Source organism: Pseudomonas saudiphocaensis, from assembly GCF_000756775.1.
Lineage (GTDB): Bacteria > Pseudomonadota > Gammaproteobacteria > Pseudomonadales > Pseudomonadaceae > Stutzerimonas > Stutzerimonas saudiphocaensis.
The window spans coordinates 922,964-945,797 of the sequence record NZ_CCSF01000001.1 but is presented as its reverse complement, the minus strand read 5'-3'; the positions used below and the strand labels follow the sequence as shown (position 1 = coordinate 945,797).

18 protein-coding genes are annotated in these 22,834 nt (G+C 59.4%); 12 read left to right on the top strand and 6 right to left on the bottom strand.

What is annotated here, in order from left to right; translation table 11 throughout:
* Nucleotides 1-142: 142 nt before the first annotated feature.
* The 4 genes from pabB to rloA are packed head-to-tail and all read right to left on the bottom strand — an operon-like array spanning nucleotide 143 to nucleotide 4,605.
* Nucleotides 143-1,495, bottom strand: a complete 1,353-nt coding sequence (pabB, locus tag BN1079_RS04485) for an aminodeoxychorismate synthase component I (RefSeq protein WP_037022623.1) — start codon at nucleotides 1,493-1,495, stop codon at nucleotides 143-145.
* A 55-nt stretch (nucleotides 1,496-1,550) separates the two neighbouring features.
* Nucleotides 1,551-2,534 carry an alpha-L-glutamate ligase-like protein gene (locus BN1079_RS04480; RefSeq protein ID WP_037022622.1) on the bottom strand — a complete coding sequence of 328 codons (984 nt, stop codon included), beginning with the start codon at nucleotides 2,532-2,534 and terminating at the stop codon, nucleotides 1,551-1,553.
* Between the two features lie 3 nt (nucleotides 2,535-2,537).
* Complete coding sequence (gene rloB, locus BN1079_RS04475; protein ID WP_037022621.1) at nucleotides 2,538-4,064, bottom strand: osmotic stress tolerance membrane protein RloB; 1,527 nt, start codon at nucleotides 4,062-4,064, stop codon at nucleotides 2,538-2,540.
* Between the two features lie 4 nt (nucleotides 4,065-4,068).
* Nucleotides 4,069-4,605: a retropepsin-like aspartic peptidase RloA gene (gene rloA / locus BN1079_RS04470; RefSeq protein WP_037022620.1), complete on the bottom strand. Its 537-nt coding sequence runs from the start codon at nucleotides 4,603-4,605 to the stop codon at nucleotides 4,069-4,071.
* A 283-nt stretch (nucleotides 4,606-4,888) separates the two neighbouring features.
* Here rloA and BN1079_RS04465 point away from each other — a divergent pair, with 283 nt between their 5' ends.
* From BN1079_RS04465 to prpF, 5 genes are all read left to right on the top strand, one after another.
* Nucleotides 4,889-5,614 (top strand): GntR family transcriptional regulator, encoded by a 726-nt coding sequence (locus BN1079_RS04465; RefSeq protein ID WP_037022618.1) that lies wholly within the window; start codon nucleotides 4,889-4,891, stop codon nucleotides 5,612-5,614.
* Nucleotides 5,611-6,498, top strand: a complete 888-nt coding sequence (gene prpB / locus BN1079_RS04460; RefSeq protein ID WP_037022617.1) for a methylisocitrate lyase — start codon at nucleotides 5,611-5,613, stop codon at nucleotides 6,496-6,498. Before BN1079_RS04465 ends, prpB begins: the two co-directional genes overlap by 4 nt.
* A 75-nt stretch (nucleotides 6,499-6,573) precedes the next feature.
* Nucleotides 6,574-7,701: a bifunctional 2-methylcitrate synthase/citrate synthase gene (gene prpC / locus BN1079_RS04455; RefSeq protein WP_037022615.1), complete on the top strand. Its 1,128-nt coding sequence runs from the start codon at nucleotides 6,574-6,576 to the stop codon at nucleotides 7,699-7,701.
* Between the two features lie 67 nt (nucleotides 7,702-7,768).
* Complete coding sequence (gene acnD, locus BN1079_RS04450) at nucleotides 7,769-10,375, top strand: Fe/S-dependent 2-methylisocitrate dehydratase AcnD (protein WP_037022612.1); 2,607 nt, start codon at nucleotides 7,769-7,771, stop codon at nucleotides 10,373-10,375.
* Nucleotides 10,376-10,424: 49 nt separating this feature from the next.
* Nucleotides 10,425-11,624 (top strand): 2-methylaconitate cis-trans isomerase PrpF, encoded by a 1,200-nt coding sequence (gene prpF / locus BN1079_RS04445; RefSeq protein ID WP_037022610.1) that lies wholly within the window; start codon nucleotides 10,425-10,427, stop codon nucleotides 11,622-11,624.
* 72 nt (nucleotides 11,625-11,696) lie between these two features.
* On the opposite strand, the gene ppsR is transcribed toward prpF, so the two are convergent.
* Complete coding sequence (gene ppsR / locus BN1079_RS04440; protein WP_037022609.1) at nucleotides 11,697-12,515, bottom strand: posphoenolpyruvate synthetase regulatory kinase/phosphorylase PpsR; 819 nt, start codon at nucleotides 12,513-12,515, stop codon at nucleotides 11,697-11,699.
* Nucleotides 12,516-12,670: 155 nt separating this feature from the next.
* Here ppsR and ppsA point away from each other — a divergent pair, with 155 nt between their 5' ends.
* The 7 genes from ppsA (at nucleotide 12,671) to BN1079_RS04405 (ending at nucleotide 19,661) form a co-directional block, all read left to right on the top strand.
* Nucleotides 12,671-15,043 carry a phosphoenolpyruvate synthase gene (gene ppsA / locus BN1079_RS04435; RefSeq protein WP_037022608.1) on the top strand — a complete coding sequence of 791 codons (2,373 nt, stop codon included), beginning with the start codon at nucleotides 12,671-12,673 and terminating at the stop codon, nucleotides 15,041-15,043.
* A 142-nt stretch (nucleotides 15,044-15,185) separates the two neighbouring features.
* The gene (rraA, locus tag BN1079_RS04430) at nucleotides 15,186-15,674 is read left to right on the top strand and encodes a ribonuclease E activity regulator RraA (RefSeq protein WP_037022607.1); all 489 of its coding nucleotides are present in this window, start codon (nucleotides 15,186-15,188) and stop codon (nucleotides 15,672-15,674) included.
* Between the two features lie 65 nt (nucleotides 15,675-15,739).
* Nucleotides 15,740-16,729, top strand: coding sequence for a CorA family divalent cation transporter (locus tag BN1079_RS04425; RefSeq protein WP_037022606.1), 990 nt, complete (start codon nucleotides 15,740-15,742; stop codon nucleotides 16,727-16,729).
* A gap of 97 nt (nucleotides 16,730-16,826) precedes the next feature.
* Nucleotides 16,827-17,072, top strand: a complete 246-nt coding sequence (locus BN1079_RS04420; RefSeq protein ID WP_037022605.1) for a hypothetical protein — start codon at nucleotides 16,827-16,829, stop codon at nucleotides 17,070-17,072.
* A 2-nt stretch (nucleotides 17,073-17,074) separates the two neighbouring features.
* Nucleotides 17,075-17,905, top strand: a complete 831-nt coding sequence (locus tag BN1079_RS04415; RefSeq protein WP_037022604.1) for a mechanosensitive ion channel family protein — start codon at nucleotides 17,075-17,077, stop codon at nucleotides 17,903-17,905.
* Between the two features lie 100 nt (nucleotides 17,906-18,005).
* Nucleotides 18,006-18,572 (top strand): RNA polymerase sigma factor SigX, encoded by a 567-nt coding sequence (gene sigX, locus BN1079_RS04410; RefSeq protein WP_037022603.1) that lies wholly within the window; start codon nucleotides 18,006-18,008, stop codon nucleotides 18,570-18,572.
* 99 nt (nucleotides 18,573-18,671) lie between these two features.
* The gene (locus tag BN1079_RS04405) at nucleotides 18,672-19,661 is read left to right on the top strand and encodes an OmpA family protein (protein ID WP_037022602.1); all 990 of its coding nucleotides are present in this window, start codon (nucleotides 18,672-18,674) and stop codon (nucleotides 19,659-19,661) included.
* Nucleotides 19,662-19,865: 204 nt separating this feature from the next.
* On the opposite strand, the gene acnB is transcribed toward BN1079_RS04405, so the two are convergent.
* Entirely contained in the window at nucleotides 19,866-22,475 is a 2,610-nt protein-coding gene (gene acnB, locus BN1079_RS04400) for a bifunctional aconitate hydratase 2/2-methylisocitrate dehydratase (protein WP_037022600.1), read from the bottom strand.
* Between the last annotated feature and the right edge of the window lie 359 nt (nucleotides 22,476-22,834).

Genomic DNA, 22,834 nt, shown 5'->3' with positions numbered 1-22,834 from the left:
GGGTGGATCACGCTTCACCGATCCACTAGTAATTGTGGTGTAAAAAGCGACATCCACCCTACGTCTGGATCAAAGCAATGCGGGACGTAGGGTGGACAACGCAAAGCTTGTCCACGCGCAAGCGTCCATCCCAGGCATCACCCTACGGCTTCAAGCCTTCCAGCGTTTCCAGCAGCACTTTCACCTTGTCGATCGATTCCTGGTACTCCGCGTGCCATTCGGAGTCGGCGACAATGCCGCCACCGCCCCAGCAACTGATTTGCCCGCTTTGGGCGAGCAGGGTGCGGATGGCGATGGAGCTGTCCATCTCCCCGCGCACATCGATGTATAGCAGCGAGCCGCAGTAGATGGTGCGGCGCGTAGGTTCCAGCTCGTCGATGATCTGCATGGCCCGGATTTTGGGCGCTCCAGTAATCGATCCGCCGGGAAAGCTGCCGGCCAGTAGATCGAAAGCGTCCTTGTCATCGGCCAGCTGCCCGCTGACACAACTGACCAGGTGGTGCACGTTGGGGTAGCTTTCCAGTGCGAAAAGCTCTGGCACTTGCACGCTGCCGATCCGGCAACTGCGGCCCAGGTCGTTGCGCAGCAGATCGACGATCATCAGGTTTTCGGCGCGGTCCTTTTTGCTCTCCAGTAACCCCTGGGCCTGCGCGGCGTCGCTGTGTGGGTCTTGTCCGCGGGGGCGCGTACCTTTGATCGGACGCGTTTCTACCGAACCCTGATGCAGGCGCAGAAAGCGCTCTGGTGACTGGCTGAGTACGGCGCCATGCTCAAGGGCGATAAAGCCGGCATAAGGCGTCGGGCAGGCGGCTCGCAGGGCCTGATAAGCGGTCCATGGATCGCCTGCGTAGGCTGTGCGAAAGCGCTGTGCGAAGTTCACCTGATAGCAGTCGCCGGCCTGAATGTACCGCTGGATGCGCTCGATCGCCTGGCGGTAGTCGTCCTTGTGCAAGTCGGCTGCAAAAGGAGCGAGCAGGGTAAAGGGAGCAGAGGTCTCTGTGCTTGAGAGAGGCGAGTAGAACAGTCTGACCAGACGCTCGCGCTCACTCATAGTCAGCGCAGGATGGAAGACCAGCTGGCTGCTGCGCTTTTGATGGTCGGTGATAAGCGCCCAGGGATAAAGGCCAAAACGCGCAAGGGGCAAGTCGATGTCTGGTCGGGCTTGCTCGGGCATGTTTTCCAGCAGCCTGCCGAAATCATAGCTGAACAAGCCGATCAGGCCACCCACAAAGGGCAGCTCACAGCCTTCGGGCGCGACGGCCGGGCCAAGTTGCTGCAATGCCTCGCGCAAACGTTGGAAGTAACTCTCAGCGGAATCATCTGTGGCGGGCTGGAGCAGCTGCTGCGGCCAGGCGCTCAAGAGGTCGTAGCGCCCGCGCTCGGCCTGCGGGCGCCCGGAATCCAGCAGAACCGCGCCGGGCGCGTGGCGAATGCGTTCGAACCAGTACGCAGGGTCGGCTCGATAGGGTAGAGGGTGTAGCGTACAGGTGGACATGGGCTGGGTCGGCGTTGGGCCGCCTGGCATGGCCAAGGCAGCCCGATGTGGTCATTCAGGCGTGGGGCGGCACGTGTCCGAACAGCTCTTGGGCGAACTTTACTCGCTCCTCGGCGGTTTCCGAGATGCCTTTCGCCTTCAGCTCATCCAGACGGGTTTCCACTGCATGTGCCCGGTGGGTCAGGCCGCAGTCATTGGCGATCTGGATGTTCAGGCCGGGGCGGGCGTTGAGCTCGAGAATCAGAGGACCCTTGTCCACGTCCAGCACCATATCGACGCCGATGTAACCCAGGCCACACAGCTCGTAGCAGCCGGCGGCGAGCTTCATGAAGCCGTCCCAGTTGGGCAGCTGAACGCCATCCACCGCGTTGGTAGTGTCGGGGTGCTTGGAAATCTTGTTGTTCAGCCAGGTGCCACGCAAGGTCACGCCGGTGGCCAGGTCTACGCCCACACCGATAGCGCCCTGGTGCAGGTTGGCTTTGCCGCCCGACTGACGTGTCGGCAGGCGCAGCATGGCCATCACCGGATAGCCCATCAACACGATGATGCGAATATCCGGCACGCCTTCATAGCTGATGCTCTTGAAGATCGGGTCAGGGGTTACGCGGTACTCGATCAGTGCGCGATCACGGTGCCCGCCCAGCGAGTAAAGGCCGGTGAGGATATTGGAGATCTGATGCTCCAGTTCGTCGTGGGTGATGATCTTGCCGGAAACCGTGCGATAGCGACCTTCGAAACGGTCCGCGATCACCAGAATGCCGTCGCCGCCGGCGCCCTGGGCCGGCTTGACGACGAAGTCCTCATGGTCCTTGACGATGTCCTTGAGCTTCTCGATATCCTTTTCGGTTTCGATAATCCCGTACATTTCCGGCACGTCGATGCCGGCCGCGATGGCGCGTTCCTTAGTGATGATCTTGTCATCGACGATCGGATACAGGTGCCGCTTGTTGTACTTGAGCACGTAGTCCGCGTTGCGGCGGTTGATGCCCATGATCCCTTTGGCTTCCAGCGCCTTCCACGTCTTGATCAGACCGAACATGGCTCAATCCTTCAAAAAGGCTTTGAAACGGAACAGCTCGGTCAGGCGATAGCCGCGGTAGCGACCCATCGCCAGCATGAAGCCCACCATGATCAGCAACACCGCCGGGAAGGTGAAGATGAAGTAGGTCAGTTCAGGGATGTTCATCAGCATGAACGACAGGCTGGCTGCGATCAGGGTGCCGACTGCCACCTTGAATGCATGGCCGCCACCACGTTCTTCCCAGGTGATGGACAGGCGCTCGATGGTCATGGTCAGAATCACCATCGGGAAAAGCGACACCGACAGACCACGCTCCAGGCCCAGCTTGTGGCTGAACAGGCTGATTACCGCGATAAGCACCACTACAAAGGTCAGAACTACAGAAAGCCGCGGCAGCATCTGCAGTTTGAGGTGCTCCAGATATGAGCGCAGCGACAGGCCCAGTGCGGTGATCACGGTGAAGAGAATGATGCCGAAGCCGATCTGGGTTTCTCGGAAAGCCAGAGCGATCAGAACCGGGGTAAAGGTACCGAGGGTCTGCAGACCGCCGAGGTTGCGCAGGATCAGGATCACCAGCACGCCGATGGGGATCATGATCATGATCTGGTAGGTCTGCTGGGTCTGCAGCGGCAGGCCGTACAGCGAGTACTCCAGGAAGTCCGCGTCGGTGTTTTCGTCGGTCAGCTTGGCCAGGCGAATGGCGTTCATTTCGCTGCTGTTGAGGGTGAAGGTCACCTGCGGATTGCGGCCGCCTTCAAGACTTACCAGCGGCTCGTCGCCGGTCCACCAGACCAGGCGGTCGCTCGGCAGACCTTGTTCGCCGGTTTCGGGGTTGAAGTACAGCCAGCGGTCACCGTTGAAGCTGCGCAGCCAGAGCTCAGGCGTCTGCGCCACGTCGGACAGCAGCCGCACCGTATGCACGCGCTCCATGGGTACATGGGCGATGGACAGCAGAAGGTCGATCACTCGAGCCTTGTTGGCCGTAGACGAATCACCGCCGAGCAAAAGTTTCACGTTGTCATCGTTGGCGTTATTGACGCGCTTGATGGCTTCGCTGATGAATGTTTCGACGTCGGCCGAGTGCTGGCGGATCGGTGAGAGCAGGGCTTCAGCCGCGATCTTCTCGGCGCCTTCGACCGGGATGCTGTCGCGGAAAATTGGCCCGTTGGCCTTGGTCTGTTCACCGCTGTAGCGCTTGGTCAGTACCAGGCGGTAGTAAAGCGTCTGCTTGCCGGTGACGCGGCGCGCCGACCATGTGACACGGCGGTTCCCGTCGACACGGTTGATGCTGACGCCATAGTTGTTGGAAATGAAGCTTTCGTTGAGGCTGACGAATTCCTGATTCAGCGGCGGCACAAACATCTGCAGCTTGACCGGTTCGCGCGGGTTGGCCTGGAACTCGACCTTGGCGTCGATATTCCACAGATCATCGGTTTCGTCTTCGGTCATTGGGATTCCGAGGACGAAGATCTGGTAGGCCGTTATGGCAATGCCCAGCGTGACAAGCAGGAAGATCAGAACTTTCAGGTGCAGGGTTAGCGCGCGCATGGGGTTACTCGTCAGCGTCGGATTCGGTGAGGCAGCCGGGCTTGCCGGCGACGTAGGTTAGGCTTGGATCGACCAGCGCACCGAAGCGGGTCAGCGCATCGGAACCAATTAGAAGTGGGTATTGGAAAGCGGTACGGTCCGTGAGGTTCACTTCGATGGTGCGCTTTGCCTTGCCCATGCACACGTCAAGCTCGATGACGGGGCGTGCGGTGTAAGTCTTGTCTTCTTCCGGATCGAAGTCTCCGGCGCGTCGCTTGATCTTGCTGATGCGGGCCAGAGGGCGTTCGATGGGGTGGCTGTGTGCACTGTCGATAGCCAGATAGAAGCGTACCCAGGACTCGCCGTCGCGCTTGAAGCGGGTGATGTCGCTGGCGCTAAGTGAGGCCGTCTGGGCGCCGGTATCGAGCTTGGCGGGCACGTTCAGATCGAAGTCCAGCAGTGCCACGTGCTCGTTCAGTCCATAAATGGTCTTGTCGGCGGCCTGGCCAATCGCGGGCAAGAAGCATGCGCAGAGCAGCAGGGAGTAGGCTTTGACTCTCATGGGACCTGTTGTCTTCGAGGATTGGAAACGGAACGGCCGGAACCGGCCCATGCTTGTCTTTCTAGTGCAGCAGGCGGGCGCCGACACTGCGGAGGCCGGCATTCTAGCATGCTGATTTCAGGGTCGCGACAAGCGGTGTCCGAGGCCTGAGACAGAGATTGCGCTACAGGAGTCGGCATCTCCGACTTTAGTCATATTGTTGACAATATCCGACCAGCTGATTTGACTAGGCCGCGACTGCGTCGTAACTTGGGGGCAGTGAAATGCTCAAGTGTTGACAATCATGCTCGATACAGTGGAAATCCCGACAGTCATACAGCATGCAGACAGCGGTACGTTGTCCGAGCATGTGTTCCGCTCGATCCAGGCGGCCATCGTTCGTGGCGAAATTGCACCGGGCAGCAAGATTTCCGAACCAGAGCTGGCGCGCACCTATGGCATTAGCCGTGGGCCACTGCGTGAAGCTATTCATCGCCTCGAAGGCCAGAAACTTTTGGTGCGCATCCCCCATGTCGGCGCCCGCGTGGTTTCTCTCAGTCATGCTGAGCTGATCGAGCTCTATGAGATCCGCGAGTCGCTGGAAGGCATGGCCTGCCGGTTGGCTGCTGAGCGCATGAGCGACAGCGAGATCGACGAGTTGCGTCGTGTATTGGGTACTCACGAGCGCGACGAGGCATTTCAGGCGGGAGTTGGCTATTACCAACAGGAAGGTGACTTCGACTTCCACTACCGGATTATCCAGGGCAGCGGAAATCGTACTCTGGCCAAACTGTTGTGCGACGAGCTCTATCAGCTGGTGCGCATGTACCGCATTCAGTTCTCCACCACACCGAACCGGCCACATCAGGCCTTTGCCGAGCATCACCGTATTCTCGACGCCATTGCCGATCGCGATGGCGAATTGGCGGAGCTGCTGATGCGCCGTCATATCGCAGCTTCAAAACGCAATGTGGAGCGCCACTTCAAGAGCGCTCTCGAAAACACACCATCCAAAAGGGGCAATGCATGACTCTTCCATCTGCCGGTCAGCGTTTCCGCGACGCCGTGGCCAGTGAACACCCGCTGCAGGTCGTCGGCGCCATCAACGCCAACCATGCACTGCTGGCCAAGCGTGCCGGCTTCAAGGCTATCTATCTGTCCGGCGGCGGTGTTGCGGCTGGCTCGTTGGGCTTGCCGGATCTCGGTATCACCAACCTGGACGACGTATTGACCGACGTACGTCGCATCACCGATGTCTGCGATCTGCCGTTGCTGGTGGACGTGGACACCGGTTTCGGCAGCTCGGCATTCAACGTGGCGCGTACCGTCAAGTCGATGATCAAGTTTGGCGCCGCGGCGATTCACATTGAGGACCAGGTCGGCGCCAAGCGCTGCGGTCATCGCCCGAACAAGGAAATCGTCTCCCAGCAGGAGATGGTCGACCGCATCAAGGCTGCGGTTGACGCGCGTACCGATGACAGTTTCGTGATCATGGCGCGTACCGATGCATTGGCCGTCGAAGGTCTGAACGCTGCGCTGGACCGTGCCGCCGCCTGTGTCGAGGCCGGCGCCGATATGGTCTTCCCGGAAGCCATCACCGAACTGGCCATGTACAAGACCTTCGCCGACCTGGTGAAAGCGCCGATTCTGGCCAATATCACCGAGTTCGGTGCTACACCCTTGTATACCACTGAAGAACTGGCTTCGGTCGATGTGTCGCTGGTGCTGTATCCGCTGTCGGCGTTCCGCGCGATGAACAAGGCCGCCGAGAACGTCTACACCGCGTTGCGTCGCGACGGCACCCAGAAGAACGTGATCGACACCATGCAAACTCGTATGGAGCTGTACGACCGCATCAACTATCACGCTTTCGAGCAGAGCCTCGATGCGTTGTTTGCGCAAAAGAAAAGCTAAGCAAGCAGGCTCCGATGGAGCCTTCCACCGATGTGAATAAGCAATATCCAGAACAAATCCAATAAGGAGATCGCAATGGCTGAAGCAAAGGTTTTGAGTGGTGCAGGTCTGCGTGGGCAGATCGCGGGTCAGACGGCCCTCTCCACCGTGGGCAAGGAAGGCGCCGGCCTGACTTACCGCGGCTACGACGTCCGTGATCTGGCCGAGCACTGCTGCTTCGAGGAAGTTGCCTACCTGCTGTTCCACGGCGAGCTGCCCAATGCGCAGCAACTGGAAGACTACAAGGCGCGCCTGAAACAGTGGCGTGATATCCCGGACGTGCTCAAGGAAGTCCTGGAGCGTGCTCCGTCCAACGCCCATCCGATGGATGTCATGCGTACAGCCTGCTCGGTACTGGGCATGCTGGAACCCGAGCATGATTTCTCCAAGCAGCAGGACAAGGCAGACCGCCTGCTGGCCATGGGCCCGGCCGTCATGACTTACTGGTATCGCTTCAGCCACGGTGGCGTGCGCATCAACTGTCAGAGCGACGAGGACACCCTGGGTGGTCACTTCCTGGCGCTGCTGCATGGCCGCAAGCCGACCGAGCTGGAAACCCGCGTGATGAACGTTTCGCTCATCCTCTACGCTGAGCACGAGTTCAACGCCTCGACCTTCACCGCACGGGTCTGTGCTTCGACCCTGTCCGACATCTATTCCTGCATCACCGGTGCCATCGGTTCGCTGCGCGGCCCGCTGCACGGCGGCGCCAACGAGGCGGCCATGGAGCTGATCGAGCGTTTCAACACCCCGGAAGAGGCCCGCGAAGGTCTGCTGGGCATGCTCGAGCGCAAGGAAAAGATCATGGGCTTCGGCCACGCGATCTACAAGGACAGCGACCCGCGCAACGAGGTCATAAAGGAGTGGGCCAAGAAGCTGGCCGAGCTGGTAGGCGATACCAAGCTGTATCCGATCTCCGAGGCTATCGACCAAACCATGTGGGAACAGAAGCGCCTGTTCCCGAACGCCGACTTCTACCATGCATCGGCGTACAACTTCATGGGCATTCCGACCCCGCTGTTCACGCCGATCTTCGTCTGCTCGCGTGTAGTGGGCTGGTGCTGCCACGTGTTCGAACAGCGCGCCAATAACCGCATCATCCGCCCGAGCGCCGAATACGTCGGCGTCGAGCAGCGCAAGGTCGTACCCCTGGCGCAACGTTGATGCCATGAGGGAGCGCCTGCGGGCGCTCCTTCTATTGTTTTTCTAGCTTCCTACGAGTCCCCACGGCATGAATACCGCATATCGCAAACCCCTTCCTGGCACTGCACTGGATTACTTCGACACCCGCGAGGCGGTTGACGCCATTCAGCCAGGCGCCTACGACACCCTGCCGTACACCTCTCGTGTACTGGCTGAACAACTGGTACGTCGCTGCGAGTCGTCGCTGCTGACCGATGCGCTCAAGCAGCTGATCGAACGCAAGCGCGACTTGGACTTCCCCTGGTACCCGGCGCGCGTGGTGTGCCATGACATCCTCGGTCAGACCGCACTGGTCGACCTGGCCGGTCTGCGTGACGCCATCGCCGAGCAGGGCGGTGATCCCTCCAAGGTCAACCCGGTGGTGCCGACGCAGTTGATCGTCGACCACTCATTGGCGGTGGAGCATGCCGGCTTCGACCCGGACGCGTTCGAGAAGAACCGCGCTGTGGAAGAGCGCCGCAACGAAGACCGTTTCCACTTTATCGAGTGGACCAAGACCGCATTCAAGAATGTCGACGTGATTCCGGCCGGTAACGGGATCATGCACCAGATCAACCTGGAAAAAATGAGCCCGGTGATCCAGGCCCGCGGCGGCGTGGCCTTCCCGGATACCTGCGTGGGTACCGACTCGCATACCCCGCACGTGGATGCCCTGGGCGTAATCGCTATCGGCGTAGGCGGCCTGGAAGCCGAGACCGTCATGCTGGGCCATCCGTCGATGATGCGCCTGCCCGATATCGTCGGCGTAAAACTCACTGGCAAGCGCCAACCTGGTATCACCGCTACCGATATCGTGCTGGCTTTGACCGAGTTCCTGCGGCAGGAGCGCGTGGTCGGTGCCTGGGTCGAGTTCTTTGGTGAAGGTGCCGACAGCCTGTCCATCGGCGACCGTGCCACCATTTCCAATATGTGCCCGGAATACGGCGCAACGGCGGCGATGTTCTACATCGACGGCCAGACCATCGACTACCTCAAGCTGACCGGGCGCGAGCCGGAGCAGGTGGCGTTGGTCGAGAACTACGCCCGCACCACCGGCCTTTGGGCCGATGCGCTGAAGACCGCCCAGTACGAGCGCGTGCTGACCTTCGATCTGTCCAGCGTTGTGCGCAACATGGCCGGTCCGAGCAACCCGCATCGCCGTCTGCCCACCAGCGCACTGCAGGAGCGCGGCATTGCCAGCGAAGAAAAGCTGGCCGCCGCACGCGCCGAGGAAGAGCAGGGGCTGATGCCCGATGGTGCGGTGATAATTGCCGCGATCACCAGCTGCACCAACACCTCCAACCCGCGCAACGTGGTGGCTGCCGGTCTGCTGGCCAAGAAGGCCAATGAGCTGGGTCTGGTGCGCAAGCCGTGGGTGAAAACCTCCTTTGCGCCGGGCTCCAAGGTAGCCAAGCTGTATCTGGAAGAGGCCGGCCTGCTGCCGGAACTGGAAAAGCTCGGCTTCGGCATCGTCGCCTACGCCTGCACCACCTGTAACGGCATGTCCGGTGCGCTGGATCCGACGATCCAGCAGGAAATCATTGATCGCGACCTGTACGCCACCGCGGTGCTCTCCGGCAACCGCAACTTCGACGGCCGTATCCACCCGTACGCCAAGCAGGCCTTCCTGGCCTCGCCGCCGCTGGTAGTGGCCTATGCCATCGCCGGTACCGTGCGTTTCGATATTGAACAGGACGTATTGGGACATGACGCGAGCGGCAATCCGATCACGTTGAAAGATCTGTGGCCAAGCGATGAGGAAATCGACGCCATCGTGGCGGCGAGCGTGAAGCCCGAGCAGTTCAAGCAGATCTACATTCCGATGTTCGACCTGGGCTCAGTGGAAGAAGCCAAGAGCCCGTTGTATGACTGGCGTCCGATGTCCACCTACATCCGCCGTCCGCCTTACTGGGAAGGCGCGCTGGCCGGGGAACGTACGCTCAAGGGTATGCGCCCGTTGGCAATCCTGCCGGACAACATCACCACCGATCACCTGTCGCCGTCCAACGCCATCCTGGCGGATTCGGCCGCAGGCGAATACCTGGCGAAAATGGGCCTGCCGGAGGAGGACTTCAACTCCTACGCCACCCACCGCGGCGATCACCTGACGGCGCAGCGCGCCACCTTTGCCAACCCGCAGCTGGTCAACGAGATGGCTGTGGTCGATGGCCAGGTAAAGAAGGGCTCGCTGGCTCGCGTCGAGCCGGAAGGCGAGGTCATGCGCATGTGGGAAGCCATCGAGACCTACATGAACCGCAAACAGAACCTGATCATCATCGCCGGTGCCGACTACGGCCAAGGTTCGTCCCGCGACTGGGCGGCCAAGGGCGTGCGTCTGGCCGGTGTCGAGGTGATCGTGGCTGAAGGTTTCGAGCGCATCCACCGTACCAACCTGGTGGGCATGGGCGTTCTGCCGGTGGAATTCAAGCCGGGCACCACGCGCCTGACCCTGGGCCTGGACGGCACCGAGACCTACGATATCGAAGGTGAGCTGGCGCCGCGTTGCGACCTGACGCTGGTGATCAACCGTCGCAACGGTGAGGTCGTCAGGGTCCCGGTAACCTGCCGTCTGGACACCGCAGCCGATGTCAGCGTGTATAAGGCTGGTGGGGTGCTGCAGCGCTTCGCCAAGGACTTCCTCGAAGCCAACAAGTAAGTCAGATGGGGCGGCCGACAGGCCGCCTCTTTCTTACAGGAGCATTGTGATGTCTCAAGTACCCCAGGTGAAAATTCCCGCCACCTATATGCGTGGCGGCACCAGCAAGGGCGTGTTTTTCCGGTTGCAGGACCTGCCGGAGCGCTGCCAAGTCCCAGGCGAGGCCCGCGACAAGCTGTTCATGCGTGTAATTGGCAGTCCGGACCCCTACGCCGCGCACATCGACGGCATGGGCGGCGCTACCTCCAGCACCAGCAAATGCGTGATCCTGTCGAAGAGCAGCCAGCCCGATCACGACGTGGATTACCTCTACGGCCAGGTTTCCATCGACAAGCCATTCGTGGACTGGAGCGGCAACTGCGGCAACCTGTCTACGGGTGCGGGCGCTTTCGCCATCCATGCCGGGCTGGTTGATCCCGCGCGGATTCCCGAGAACGGCACCTGCGTGGTGCGTATCTGGCAGGCAAATATCCAGAAAACCATCATTGCCCATGTGCCGATCAGCAACGGCCAGGTGCAGGAAATCGGTGATTTCGAGCTGGATGGCGTGACCTTCCCAGCGGCGGAGATCGTGCTGGAGTTTCTCGATCCATCCGACGATGGCGAGGAGGGCGGCTCGATGTTCCCCACCGGCAATCTGGTGGATGATCTTGAGGTGCCCGCTGATGTCGTGAAAGGCGGCGTTTTGAAGGCCACCATGATCAGTGCCGGCATTCCCACTGTGTTCGTGAATGCCGAGGATATCGGCTATCAGGGCACAGAGCTGCGTGAGGACATCAACGGCAACCCCGAGGCGCTGGCCCGTCTCGAGGCCATTCGCGTTGCCGGTGCTTTGCGCATGGGGCTGATCAAGACGCCGGAAGAGGCCCTGACTCGCCAGCACACCCCGAAGGTTGCCTTTGTTTCCAAGCCGAAGACCTACACGGCCTCCAGTGGCAAGACCATTGAGGCGGGCGAGGTGGACCTGTTGGTCCGCGCGCTGTCGATGGGCAAGTTGCACCACGCGATGATGGGCACCTGCGCGGTTGCCATCGGCACGGCGGCAGCAGTGCCTGGCACGCTGGTCAATCTCGCGGCCGGTGGTGGTGATCGCGAGGCGGTACGTTTCGGTCATCCCTCCGGCACCTTGCGCGTCGGCGCCGAGGCCAAGCAGATTAATGGTCAGTGGACGGTGACCAAAGCCATCATGAGTCGTAGTGCGCGCATCCTGATGGAAGGCTGGGTGCGCGTGCCCGAGGATGCGTTCTGACGGCAAGCTGCTCTGCAAAAAAACAAAAAAGTCCGCACCTGGCGGACTTTTTGTTGTCTAGCGAAGCGGCGTTTATTTGAATCGCCGCTCCACGCCTTTTTCCACCAGGATCTTGGCGGAGATTTCCTCGACGGAGAAATGCGTCGAGTTGATGAAATTGATGTTTTCGCGACGGAACAGGCTTTCGACTTCGCGTACCTCGAATTCGCATTGGGCGAAACTGGAGTAGCGGCTGTTGGGCTTGCGCTCATTGCGGATGGCGGCCAAACGCTCGGGATCGATTGTCAGGCCAAACAGCTTGTCCTTGTAGGCCTTGAGAGAAGTGGGTAGCTGCAGGCGCTCCATGTCGTCTTCGGTCAACGGGTAGTTGGCTGCGCGGATGCCATACTGCATCGCCATATAGAGACAGGTGGGCGTTTTGCCGCAGCGCGATACGCCAACGAGGATCAGGTCGGCCTTGTCATAATGGCGGGTGCGGGCACCGTCATCGTTGTCGAGGGCGAAGTTCACCGCCTCGATGCGCTCCATGTAGTTGTTGCTGTGGCCGATAGAATGGGACTTGCCCACGGAATACGACGAGCGTGAGTTCAGCTCATGCTCAAGCGGAGAAAGAAACGAGGAAAAGATATCGATCATGAAACCGTTGGATTCAGCGAGAATATCGCGAATCCCCTGGTTGACCAGGGTGTCGAATATGATCGGGCGGACGCCATCGCTTTCCGCTGCTTTATTGATTTGCTGTACCATTGCCCGCGCTTTTTCGGTCGTATCGATGTACGGCCGGGTCAGCTTGGTGAAGTTGATGGTTTCGAACTGTGCCAACAGGCTCTGGCCGAGTGTCTCGGCCGTGATGCCGGTACCGTCTGAGATGAAAAAAGCAGTTCGTTTCATTGCCCTTGGAGCCTTAAGTCGAGACGCGTCTCAGCTATAGTTTAAGGCTCTTTGAAGAGCCTCGATGGGGCTGGCATTGTCACTTATTTTGCAGAGCCGGGCCACCGTGCCATCCGGCGCGAACCGAGTTTCCAATACAACGTGGAGTGATCACCTTGGTAGAGTACGTAGTTTCCCTCGATAAGCTCGGCAATCACGATGTTGAGCGTGTAGGGGGCAAGAACGCCTCCCTGGGCGAGATGATTAGCAACCTCGCAGGTGCGGGCGTTTCAGTACCTGGTGGTTTCGCCACTACTGCGCAGGCCTATCGTGATTTCATGGAGCTCAGCGGCCTGAACGAGCAGATTCATACAATGCTCGACGCGCTGGATGTAGATGATGTCAACGCCCTGGCCAAGGCCGGTGCGCAGATCCGCAGCTGGATCATGTCCGCCGAGTTCCCGGCGCAACTGGACGCCGATATTCGCGCAGCCTTTGCCGAAATGTCTGCCGGCAATGACAACCTGGCGGTAGCAGTACGTTCTTCGGCAACCGCTGAAGACCTGCCGGACGCTTCTTTTGCCGGTCAGCAGGAAACCTTCCTCAATATTCGTGGCGTGGACAACGTAATCCGCGCTGCCAAAGAGGTTTTCGCCTCCCTCTTCAACGACCGCGCCATTGCCTACCGCGTGCACCAGGGCTTCGATCACAAGCTGGTCGCTCTGTCCGCCGGTGTCCAGCGCATGGTTCGCTCGGAAACCGGCACCGCCGGTGTGATGTTTACCCTGGATACCGAGTCCGGTTTCCGCGATGTGGTGTTCATCACCGGGGCCTACGGCCTGGGCGAGACTGTCGTACAGGGCGCGGTGAACCCGGACGAATTTTACGTTCACAAGCACACTCTTGAAGCCGGCCGTCCGGCCATCCTGCGCCGCAACCTGGGCAGCAAGGCAATCAAGATGATTTACGGCGCGGAAGCCAGCGCCGGCAAGTCGGTCAAGACCGTGGAAGTCGACCAGGCCGAGCGTATGCGCTTCTGTCTTACCGACGAGGAGGTCAGCAACCTGGCTCGCCAGGCGATGATCATCGAAAAGCACTATGGCCGCCCGATGGACATCGAATGGGCCAAGGACGGTGACGACGGTCAGCTGTACATCGTTCAGGCACGTCCTGAAACAGTCAAAAGCCGCAGCAGCGCCAATGTCATGGAACGCTACCTGCTGAAGGAAAAAGGCACCGTGCTGGTCGAAGGTCGCGCCATTGGTCAGCGTATCGGTTCCGGCCCGGTGAAAATCATTCGTGACGTTTCGGAAATGGACCGGGTCCAGCCGGGTGACGTGCTGGTATCGGACATGACTGATCCGGACTGGGAACCGGTAATGAAGCGCGCCAGCGCCATCGTCACCAACCGCGGCGGCCGTACCTGCCACGCGGCGATCATCGCCCGCGAGCTGGGTATCCCTGCGGTTGTCGGCTGCGGCAACGCTACCGATCTGCTGAAAGATGGCCAGCGCGTCACTGTGACCTGTGCCGAAGGCGATACCGGCCTGATCTTCGAAGGTGAACTGGGCTTCGATATCCGCCAGAACTCCATCGACGCCATGCCTGAGCTGCCGTTCAAGATCATGATGAACGTCGGTAACCCGGACCGCGCGTTCGACTTCGCTCAGTTGCCCAACGAAGGTGTTGGCCTGGCTCGCCTGGAATTCATCATCAACCGCATGATCGGCGTGCATCCCAAGGCACTGCTGAACTTTGACAGCCTGCCGGCAGAGATTAAGAGCAGCGTCGAGAAGCGCATTGCCGGTTATGGCGACCCGGTCGATTTCTACGTCGAGAAGCTGGTCGAGGGCGTCAGTACCCTAGCGGCTGCTTTCTGGCCGAAGAAAGTGATCGTGCGTCTGTCGGACTTCAAGTCCAACGAGTACGCCAACCTGATCGGCGGCAAGCTCTATGAGCCGGAAGAAGAAAACCCGATGCTCGGCTTCCGTGGTGCTTCGCGATACATCAGCGAATCCTTCCGCGATTGCTTCGAGCTCGAGTGCCGGGCGATGAAGAAGGTCCGCGACGTTATGGGTCTGACCAACGTCGAGCTGATGGTGCCGTTCGTGCGCACCCTCGGTGAAGCCTCTCAGGTCATCGACATCCTCGCCAAGTTCGGCCTCAAGCGTGGCGAAAACGGCCTGCGCATCATCATGATGTGCGAGCTGCCGTCCAATGCGCTGCTGGCTGATGAGTTCCTGGAATACTTCGATGGCTTCTCCATCGGCTCCAATGACATGACTCAGCTGGCCCTTGGTCTGGACCGTGACTCTGGCATCATTGCCCACCTGTTCGACGAGCGTAATCCGGCGGTCAAGAAGTTGCTGGCCAGCGCCATCGAAGCCTGCAAAAAGGCTGACAAGTACGTTGGCATATGTGGACAGGGGCCGTCGGATCATCCGGACCTGGCCAAGTGGCTGATGGAGCAGGGTATCGAAAGCGTTTCGCTCAACCCGGACTCGGTACTGGACACCTGGTTCTTCCTGGCCGATCAGGAAATCAGCTGATTGCAGTGAAAAAGGGCGGGATTCCGCCCTTTTTGCTGCCTACCCTCCGCTGGTGGCGAATCGCACCTGCTGCTCACTGCGTCTATTCGACGTGAGAACGCAGGTGCGCTGCGCCTGGGTCGTTTCATAAAGGAGATTTGCCATGCAATACGTCACGCCCGATCTGTGCGATACCTATCCTGAGCTGGTTCAGGTGGTGGAGCCGATCTTCAGCAATTTCGGTGGCCGCGATTCCTTTGGAGGCCAGATCGTTACGGTCAAGTGCTTTGAGGACAACTCGCTGGTCAAGGAGCAGGTTGAGCTCGACGGTACCGGCAAGGTAATGGTGGTCGACGGTGGTGGCTCGCTGCGTTGCGCTCTGCTGGGCGACATGCTTGCCGAGAAGGCTTCACGCAATGGCTGGCAGGGGCTGGTCGTTTATGGCTGCATTCGCGATGTGGATATCGTCGCGCAGACCGATCTTGGCGTTCAGGCGTTGGCAAGCCACCCGCTCAAGAGCAACAAGCGTGGTGTTGGCGAGCTGAACATTCCAGTGACCTTCTGCGGTGTGACCTTCCGTCCTGGTGACTACCTGTACGCCGACAACAACGGCATCGTGGTTTCGCCAGAAGCGCTGAAAATGCCCGATTGAGAGGCTTGTTTGCTTCCATCAAGCCCGGCCTAGCCGGGCTTTTTGCGGTCTGAGCGGAGGAAAACATGCTGGTCGACGAAGAGGCAGGGTTGTTGCGCGCCCTGGTGCTGGATGGGCGCGGTGGTGCTCGACAGCTTGCATACGAGGATATTGCCTCGCTGACTCTGGCTGACGGTGAAAGCTTGTGGTTGCACTGGGATCGCAGCCAGCCCGAGGCCCAGATCTGGTTACGTGAGCAGAGTGGCTTGAGCAACTTTGCCTGTGATGTGCTGCTTGAGGAAAACACCAGGCCGCGATTGCTGCCGTTACCAGCAGACGAGCTTTTGCTGTTTCTGCGTGGCGTAAACCTCAATCCGGATTCCGCCCCGGAAGATATGGTTTCGCTGCGAGTATTTGCTGATGCACGCAGGGTCATTTCGCTACGCCTGCGGCCACTGCGCTCCACTGAAGTGTTAATCCGGCAACTGGCTGCAGGCCAGGGGCCGAAAACCGCTTCGGAGGTATTGATCAGCCTTGCCGAAGCACTGACCGAGCATGTGGAGGATCTGATCACGCTGCTTGCAGAAAAGGTGGATGGTGAAGAGGACCAGCTTGAAACCGATCCGCGCTATACGCCGTCGCAGGACAACCTGCTTACCTTGCGCCGGCGGGCAGCAAGCCTGCGTCGCTTCCTTTTGCCACAGGGTGAGGTCTACGCGCAGCTCGCGCGCCGAAAGCTTCCCTGGTTTGTCGATGACGACACGGATTACTGGAACGAGCTGAGCAATCGCCTGATACGAAATCTCGAAGAGCTGGAGCTGGTTCGAGAACGGGCCAACCTGGTCCTGGAGGCCGAAGAGCGGCGCATGCGAGAAAGGATGAATCGCACCATGTATCTGCTGGGTATCATCACCGGCTTCTTCCTGCCGATGAGCTTTCTCACCGGGCTGCTGGGCATCAATGTCGGCGGCATTCCTGGTTCGGACAACCCCTACGGTTTTGTTCTGGCCTGCGCGCTGATCGCTGTGGTAGCGCTTTTTCAGTGGTGGATATTCCGCCGTCTGAAATGGGTGTGAATGTGACTTTTTTATGGCGACGCCGTCTAGGGTGTGAACCATTTCCTCGGGTATCGACGAAATGATACTTCCCGAGTTGGAGTTTAATGAGGTGAGCATGGGCGATCCCTTTGAAGAATCCCTGCGCAATATGCTCAAGACGCCGTCCGGGCATGACGATGATGCCTGCCTGGACCGGGTCCTGAAAACGGCGAACCGCCAGGTAGGTGCGGGTGATCTCTTTGGACTGATGGGGCACTGGCTGCCAACACTGATGGTTGTGCTCAGCAGTGGTGCAACGCGCTCCTCGACCGTCACCGCACGTGACACCGTCCGTTCAACTTCTTTCGACAAGGCTGATTGATCATGGAGTGGAGCCAGAGTCTGCTGGCAGCAATGAGCGCGCTTTGGGCGCCTATTGCGGCATTTATCCCTCGTCTGTTTGGGGCGCTGCTGGTTGTAGCGATCGGTTTTGTCGTTGCCAAGGTCCTTGATGCCGTGCTGTCAAAAGGACTGGCCAAGATTGGTCTTGATCGATTGGTCACTGGTACAGGGACAACCAAGCTTCTTGGACGAGCCGGTATTCGGGCGCCGATTTCTGCCCTGATCGGAAAAGTCGTCTACTGGTTCGTGTTGCTGATCTTCCTCGTGTCGGCAGCCGAGTCGCTGGGGCTTGCCCGTGTGTCAGCTACCCTCGACATGCTGGCGCTGTATGTACCTAAGGTTTTCGGAGCTGGTCTGATTCTGCTTGCCGGTGTGCTTCTGGCCCAGCTGGTCAGTGGTCTGGTGCGTGGAGCCGCAGAAGGCGTCGGGCTGGAATATGCCAGCGGCCTTGGACGAATCGCCCAAGGCCTGGTGATCATCATCAGCATATCGGTGGCAATCGGGCAGCTTGAGGTAAAAACCGAGCTGCTCAACTACGTGATCGCCATCGCCTTGATTTCGGTTGGCCTCGCCGCCGCACTGGCGTTGGGCCTGGGTAGTCGCGAACTTGTCAGCCAGATTCTCGCGGGTATCTACGTGCGCGAGCTGTACGGGGTAGGGCAGCGGGTGCGTCTCGAAGGCCTGGATCTGGAAGGTGAGATCGAAGAGATAGGTACAGCCAAGACTCACCTGTTAACCGATGATGGCGAACGAGTTTCTATTGCCAACAGAGTGTTGTTGGAGCAGCGTGTAGGCAGCCGCTTGGGTCGATAATCTGTTAAAGTACGCCGCTAAATTTTTTGGTCTTCAATGAATGCTGGCCATGACTTTGACTGCGGTTTGAAGCGTCTTGACTACAGCCCACCCGCCCGCCATGAGCTATGACCCGCGCCAGCTTTCCGATGAGGAGTTGGTGCAGCGTGCTCATGCAGAGTTGTTTCATATAACCCGTGCATATGAAGAGTTGATGCGTCGATATCAACGAACTCTTTTCAACGTGTGTGCTCGTTATCTTGGAAACGAGCGAGACGCTGATGACGTATGTCAAGAGGTAATGCTGAAGGTCTTGTATGGGCTGAAGAACTTCGAAGGAAAGTCTAAGTTCAAAACATGGCTGTATAGCATCACTTATAATGAGTGCATCACGCAGTACCGCAAAGAGCGCCGCAAGCGGCGTTTGCTTGATGCGCTAAGCCTGGACCCAATCGAAGAAGCTACCGAAGAAAGCGCACCGGTAGTGACGGAGAAGACCGGGCTAGAGCATTGGCTGGTGCATGTGAACCAGATTGACCGGGAAATACTTGTTTTGCGCTTTGTTGCAGAGCTGGAGTTTCAGGAAATCGCGGACATCATGCATATGGGGCTAAGCGCAACGAAAATGCGATACAAGCGTGCTCTTGATAAACTACGGGAAAAATTTTCCGGTATGTCTGAAACTTAGTCGCTTGAAGTTGTCTTATTGACAGCGAACAGCCTGGGTTTCAGTTGGCCGGGTTTCCTTAGATTGTTCTGATACTAACCACCAGATGGGGATTTACGGATGAAGCTTAAAAACACCTTGGGCGTTGCGATTGGCTCCCTGATTGCCGCCACTTCTGTTAGCGCGCTGGCTCAGGGCCAGGGCGCCGTAGAGGTGGAAGCGTTCGGCAAGCACTATTTCACTGACAGCTCGCGTGATGTGCAGCGCGACGGTGAGTTGTATGGCGCTGGCATCAGCTACTTTCTGACCGAAGACGTTTCGCTCGGTCTGTCCTACGGCGAATACCATGACCTGACTTCCCAGGATCCGGTGGGCGCTGGTGGTCACAAGAACATCAAGGGCAGCCTGACTTCCCTGGACGCCACTTACCACTTCGGTCAGCCGGGTGTTGGTCTGCGTCCTTACGTTTCTGCGGGCGCCGCTCATCAGAGCATCGGTCAGGCAGACCGTGGCGGTCGTGACAGCAGCACCTTTGCCAATGTCGGCACTGGTGTGAAGTACTACTTCACCGAGAACTTCTTCGCCAAAGCCAGCGTTGATGGCATGTACAACATCGATGCCAACGAAGGCGAGTGGATGGCAGGTCTGGGTGTTGGTATGAACTTCGGCGGCAGCACCCGTCAGGTTGCTCAGGTCGAGCCAACTCCAGAGCCAGCGCCGGCTCCTATCGTTGACACCGAGCCAGAGCCGGAGCCAGAACTGGTCCGCGTTGAGCTGGACGTGAAGTTCGACTTCGACAAGGCTCAGGTTCGTGAAGAAAGCTACAGCGACATCAAGAACCTGGCTGACTTCATGCAGCAGTACCCGCAGACCAGCACCACTGTAGAAGGTCATACCGACTCCGTAGGTACTGACCAATACAACCAGCGTCTGTCTGAGCGCCGTGCTCAGGCTGTTCGCGACGTTCTGGTCAACCAGTACGGCGTAGAAAGCCAGCGCGTTGACTCCGTCGGTTACGGCGAATCCCGTCCGGTTGCTGACAACAGCACCGAAGAAGGTCGCCAGATCAACCGTCGCGTTGAAGCTGAAGTAGAAGCTCAGGTTCGCTAAGCATCTGAGCTGCTAAACAAAAACCCGGCCTGCATATGCAAGGCCGGGTTTTTTGTTGCCCGCATTTTGCTTCGGCCCGCGTGGAGCGCGTGGAGTAGATTCCCGCACACGCAGCCCAGCCAAGCGCATAAAAAAGCCCGTACCTTTCGATACGGGCTTTCTATTCACAAACTGCCCAGGTGGTGGGCAGTCGTGCTTACCGCTTTAGACTTCCACGACCTGGATCTTGGCCTTTTCCGCAGACTCACGGAATTCAGCGATCTGGTCGAAGCTCAGGTAGCGATAGACATCGCTGGCCATGGTGTCGATCTCCTTCGCGTACTCCATGTACTCCTCGACGGTCGGCAGCTTGCCGGTGATCGAGGCGACTGCAGCCAGTTCGGCGGAAGCCAGGTACACGTTGGTTGCGTCACCCAGACGGTTCGGGAAGTTACGGGTCGAGGTGGAAACCACGGTCGATCCGGTCTGAACGCGGGCCTGGTTACCCATGCACAGCGAGCAGCCTGGCATTTCCATGCGTGCACCGGCCTTGCCGTAGATGCCGTAGTAGCCTTCTTCGGTCAGTTGGTGAGCGTCCATCTTGGTCGGCGGGGCCAGCCACAGACGGGTCGGAATGCCACCCTTGACCTTGTCCAGCAGCTTGCCGGCAGCGCGGAAGTGGCCGATGTTGGTCATGCAGGAGCCGATGAACACTTCATCGATCTTCTCGCCAGCAACGGTGGACAGGAGGCGGGCATCGTCCGGATCGTTCGGGGCGCACAGAACAGGCTCCTTCACGTCGGCCAGATCGATTTCGATCACGGCGGCGTACTCGGCGTCCTTGTCCGCTTCCAGCAGGTTCGGCTTGGCCAGCCAGGCTTCCATCGCCTGGGCGCGACGCTCCAGGGTACGGGCATCGCCGTAGCCTTCGCTGATCATCCAGCGCAGCAGAGTGATGTTGGACTTCAGGTACTCGGCAATTGCTTCTTCCGGCAGCTTGATGGTGCAACCGGCTGCGGAGCGCTCGGCAGAGGCGTCGGACAGTTCGAAGGCTTGCTCAACGGTCAGGTTGTTCAGGCCTTCGATTTCCAGAATGCGGCCAGAGAAGATGTTCTTCTTGCCCTTCTTCTCGACAGTCAGCAGGCCTTCCTGGATGGCGTAGTAGGGGATGGCATGAACCAGATCGCGCAGGGTGATGCCAGGCTGCATTTCGCCCTTGAAGCGCACCAGAACGGATTCAGGCATGTCCAGCGGCATGACGCCGGTGGCAGCGGCAAAGGCAACCAGGCCGGAACCGGCCGGGAAGGAGATGCCCATCGGGAAGCGGGTGTGGGAATCGCCGCCAGTGCCGACGGTGTCGGGCAGCAGCATGCGGTTCAGCCAGCTGTGGATGATGCCGTCACCGGGACGCAGGGACACACCGCCGCGGTTCTGGATGAAGTCCGGCAGGGTGTGGTGGGTGGTGACGTCGATCGGCTTCGGATAGGCCGCGGTGTGGCAGAAGGACTGCATCACCAGGTCAGCGGAGAAGCCGAGGCAAGCCAGGTCCTTCAGCTCGTCACGAGTCATCGGGCCAGTGGTGTCCTGGGAACCGACGGTGGTCATCTTCGGTTCACAGTAAGTGCCCGGACGCACGCCCTGGCCTTCCGGCAGACCGCAGGCGCGACCGACCATCTTCTGCGCCAGGGTGAAACCCTTGCCGCTGTCTGCAGGCGATTCCGGCTTCTTGAACAGAGTGGACGGAGCCAGACCCAGCTCGGCGCGGGCCTTCTCGGTCAGGCCGCGGCCGATGATCAGCGGGATACGGCCGCCGGCGCGGACTTCGTCCAGCAGTACGTCGGTCTTCAGCTGGAAGGTGGTGACCAGCTCGTCGCTACCATGGCGGCGAACTTCGCCCTTGTAGGGGTATACGTCGATGACGTCGCCCATGGCCAGGTCGGTGCAGTCGAATTCGATCGGCAGAGCGCCGGCGTCTTCCATGGTGTTGTAGAAGATCGGGGCAATCTTGGTACCGAAGCAGAAACCACCGGCGCGCTTGTTCGGCACGTAGGGGATGTCGTCACCGAAGAACCACAACACCGAGTTGGTGGCGGACTTGCGGGAAGAACCGGTACCGACCACGTCACCGACGTAGGCAACCGGGAAGCCCTTGGCTTTCAATTCTTCCATCTGCTTGATGGGGCCGACCGAGCCGGGAACGTCGGGGTTGATGCCGTCACGGGCCATTTTCAGCATGGCCAGGGCGTGCAGCGGGATATCGGGGCGCGACCAGGCATCTGGAGCAGGGGACAGGTCGTCGGTGTTGGTTTCGCCGGTGACCTTGAATACCGACAGGGTGATCTTCTCAGCCACCGCCGGGCGGCTCTGGAACCATTCACCGTCAGCCCAGGACTGCAGTACTGCCTTGGCGTTGGCATTGCCAGCCTTGGCTTTTTCAGCGACGTCGTGGAACGCATCGAACATCAGCAGGGTGTGCTTGAGTTGTTCGGCAGTCGCGGCGGACAGTTCGGCATCGTCCAGCAGTTCGACCAGAGTGGCGATGTTGTAGCCGCCCTGCATGGTGCCCAGCAGCTCAACAGCGCGCTGCTTGCTGATCAGCGGAGAGGTGGCTTCGCCCTTGGCGATGGCAGACAGGAAGCCGGCCTTGACATAGGCTGCTTCGTCAACGCCAGCGGGGACGCGGTTGGTGATCAGGTCAACCAGGAAAGCTTCTTCGCCGGCTGGCGGGTTCTTCAGCAGCTCGACCAGGCCTGCGGTTTGTTCGGCGTTCAGCGGCTGGGGAACGATACCCTGAGCGGCACGCTCTGCTACATGTTTGCGGTAGGCTTCAAGCACAGTTTATTACCCTCATCATTGGTCCCTTGGGTGTTTCGGGACGCGCATCCGGAAGCTGTTTTCAAAGTTTTACGTGGCTTGAAGTACTGGATGCGCTGGCAAGAGGGATCAGCGCATCCAGCAAAACCGGTTTGACTGTGCTCGTGACGCTTTGAAAACAGCTTCTTACGGATCGTGGCGCCGAAAACGGCGGGCCAATTCTACTGGAATGAGGTCGCAAAGTTAAGTGACGGTCTGTGAAGACTCTGTGTTTCCAGCGTCTTTCGAAAGTATTGAAAGTCCTCTGAGGCCGCGGCTGGCGCGGCCTGACGCATGCGTCAGACGACTCGGCGGTGACCCGGCTAGGACAAAAGTCTAAG

Bases quoted from the DNA above. Each gene is read 5' to 3' on its own strand.
- pabB (WP_037022623.1), bottom strand. From the start codon at position 1,495: ATGTCCACCTGTACGCTACACCCTCTACCCTATCGAGCCGACCCTGCG.
- BN1079_RS04480 (WP_037022622.1), bottom strand. From the start codon at position 2,534: ATGTTCGGTCTGATCAAGACGTGGAAGGCGCTGGAAGCCAAAGGGATC.
- rloB (WP_037022621.1), bottom strand. From the start codon at position 4,064: ATGCGCGCGCTAACCCTGCACCTGAAAGTTCTGATCTTCCTGCTTGTC.
- rloA (WP_037022620.1), bottom strand. From the start codon at position 4,605: ATGAGAGTCAAAGCCTACTCCCTGCTGCTCTGCGCATGCTTCTTGCCC.
- BN1079_RS04465 (WP_037022618.1), top strand. From the start codon at position 4,889: ATGCTCGATACAGTGGAAATCCCGACAGTCATACAGCATGCAGACAGC.
- prpB (WP_037022617.1), top strand. From the start codon at position 5,611: ATGACTCTTCCATCTGCCGGTCAGCGTTTCCGCGACGCCGTGGCCAGT.
- prpC (WP_037022615.1), top strand. From the start codon at position 6,574: ATGGCTGAAGCAAAGGTTTTGAGTGGTGCAGGTCTGCGTGGGCAGATC.
- acnD (WP_037022612.1), top strand. From the start codon at position 7,769: ATGAATACCGCATATCGCAAACCCCTTCCTGGCACTGCACTGGATTAC.
- prpF (WP_037022610.1), top strand. From the start codon at position 10,425: ATGTCTCAAGTACCCCAGGTGAAAATTCCCGCCACCTATATGCGTGGC.
- ppsR (WP_037022609.1), bottom strand. From the start codon at position 12,515: ATGAAACGAACTGCTTTTTTCATCTCAGACGGTACCGGCATCACGGCC.
- rraA (WP_037022607.1), top strand. From the start codon at position 15,186: ATGCAATACGTCACGCCCGATCTGTGCGATACCTATCCTGAGCTGGTT.
- BN1079_RS04425 (WP_037022606.1), top strand. From the start codon at position 15,740: ATGCTGGTCGACGAAGAGGCAGGGTTGTTGCGCGCCCTGGTGCTGGAT.
- BN1079_RS04420 (WP_037022605.1), top strand. From the start codon at position 16,827: ATGGGCGATCCCTTTGAAGAATCCCTGCGCAATATGCTCAAGACGCCG.
- BN1079_RS04415 (WP_037022604.1), top strand. From the start codon at position 17,075: ATGGAGTGGAGCCAGAGTCTGCTGGCAGCAATGAGCGCGCTTTGGGCG.
- sigX (WP_037022603.1), top strand. From the start codon at position 18,006: ATGAGCTATGACCCGCGCCAGCTTTCCGATGAGGAGTTGGTGCAGCGT.
- BN1079_RS04405 (WP_037022602.1), top strand. From the start codon at position 18,672: ATGAAGCTTAAAAACACCTTGGGCGTTGCGATTGGCTCCCTGATTGCC.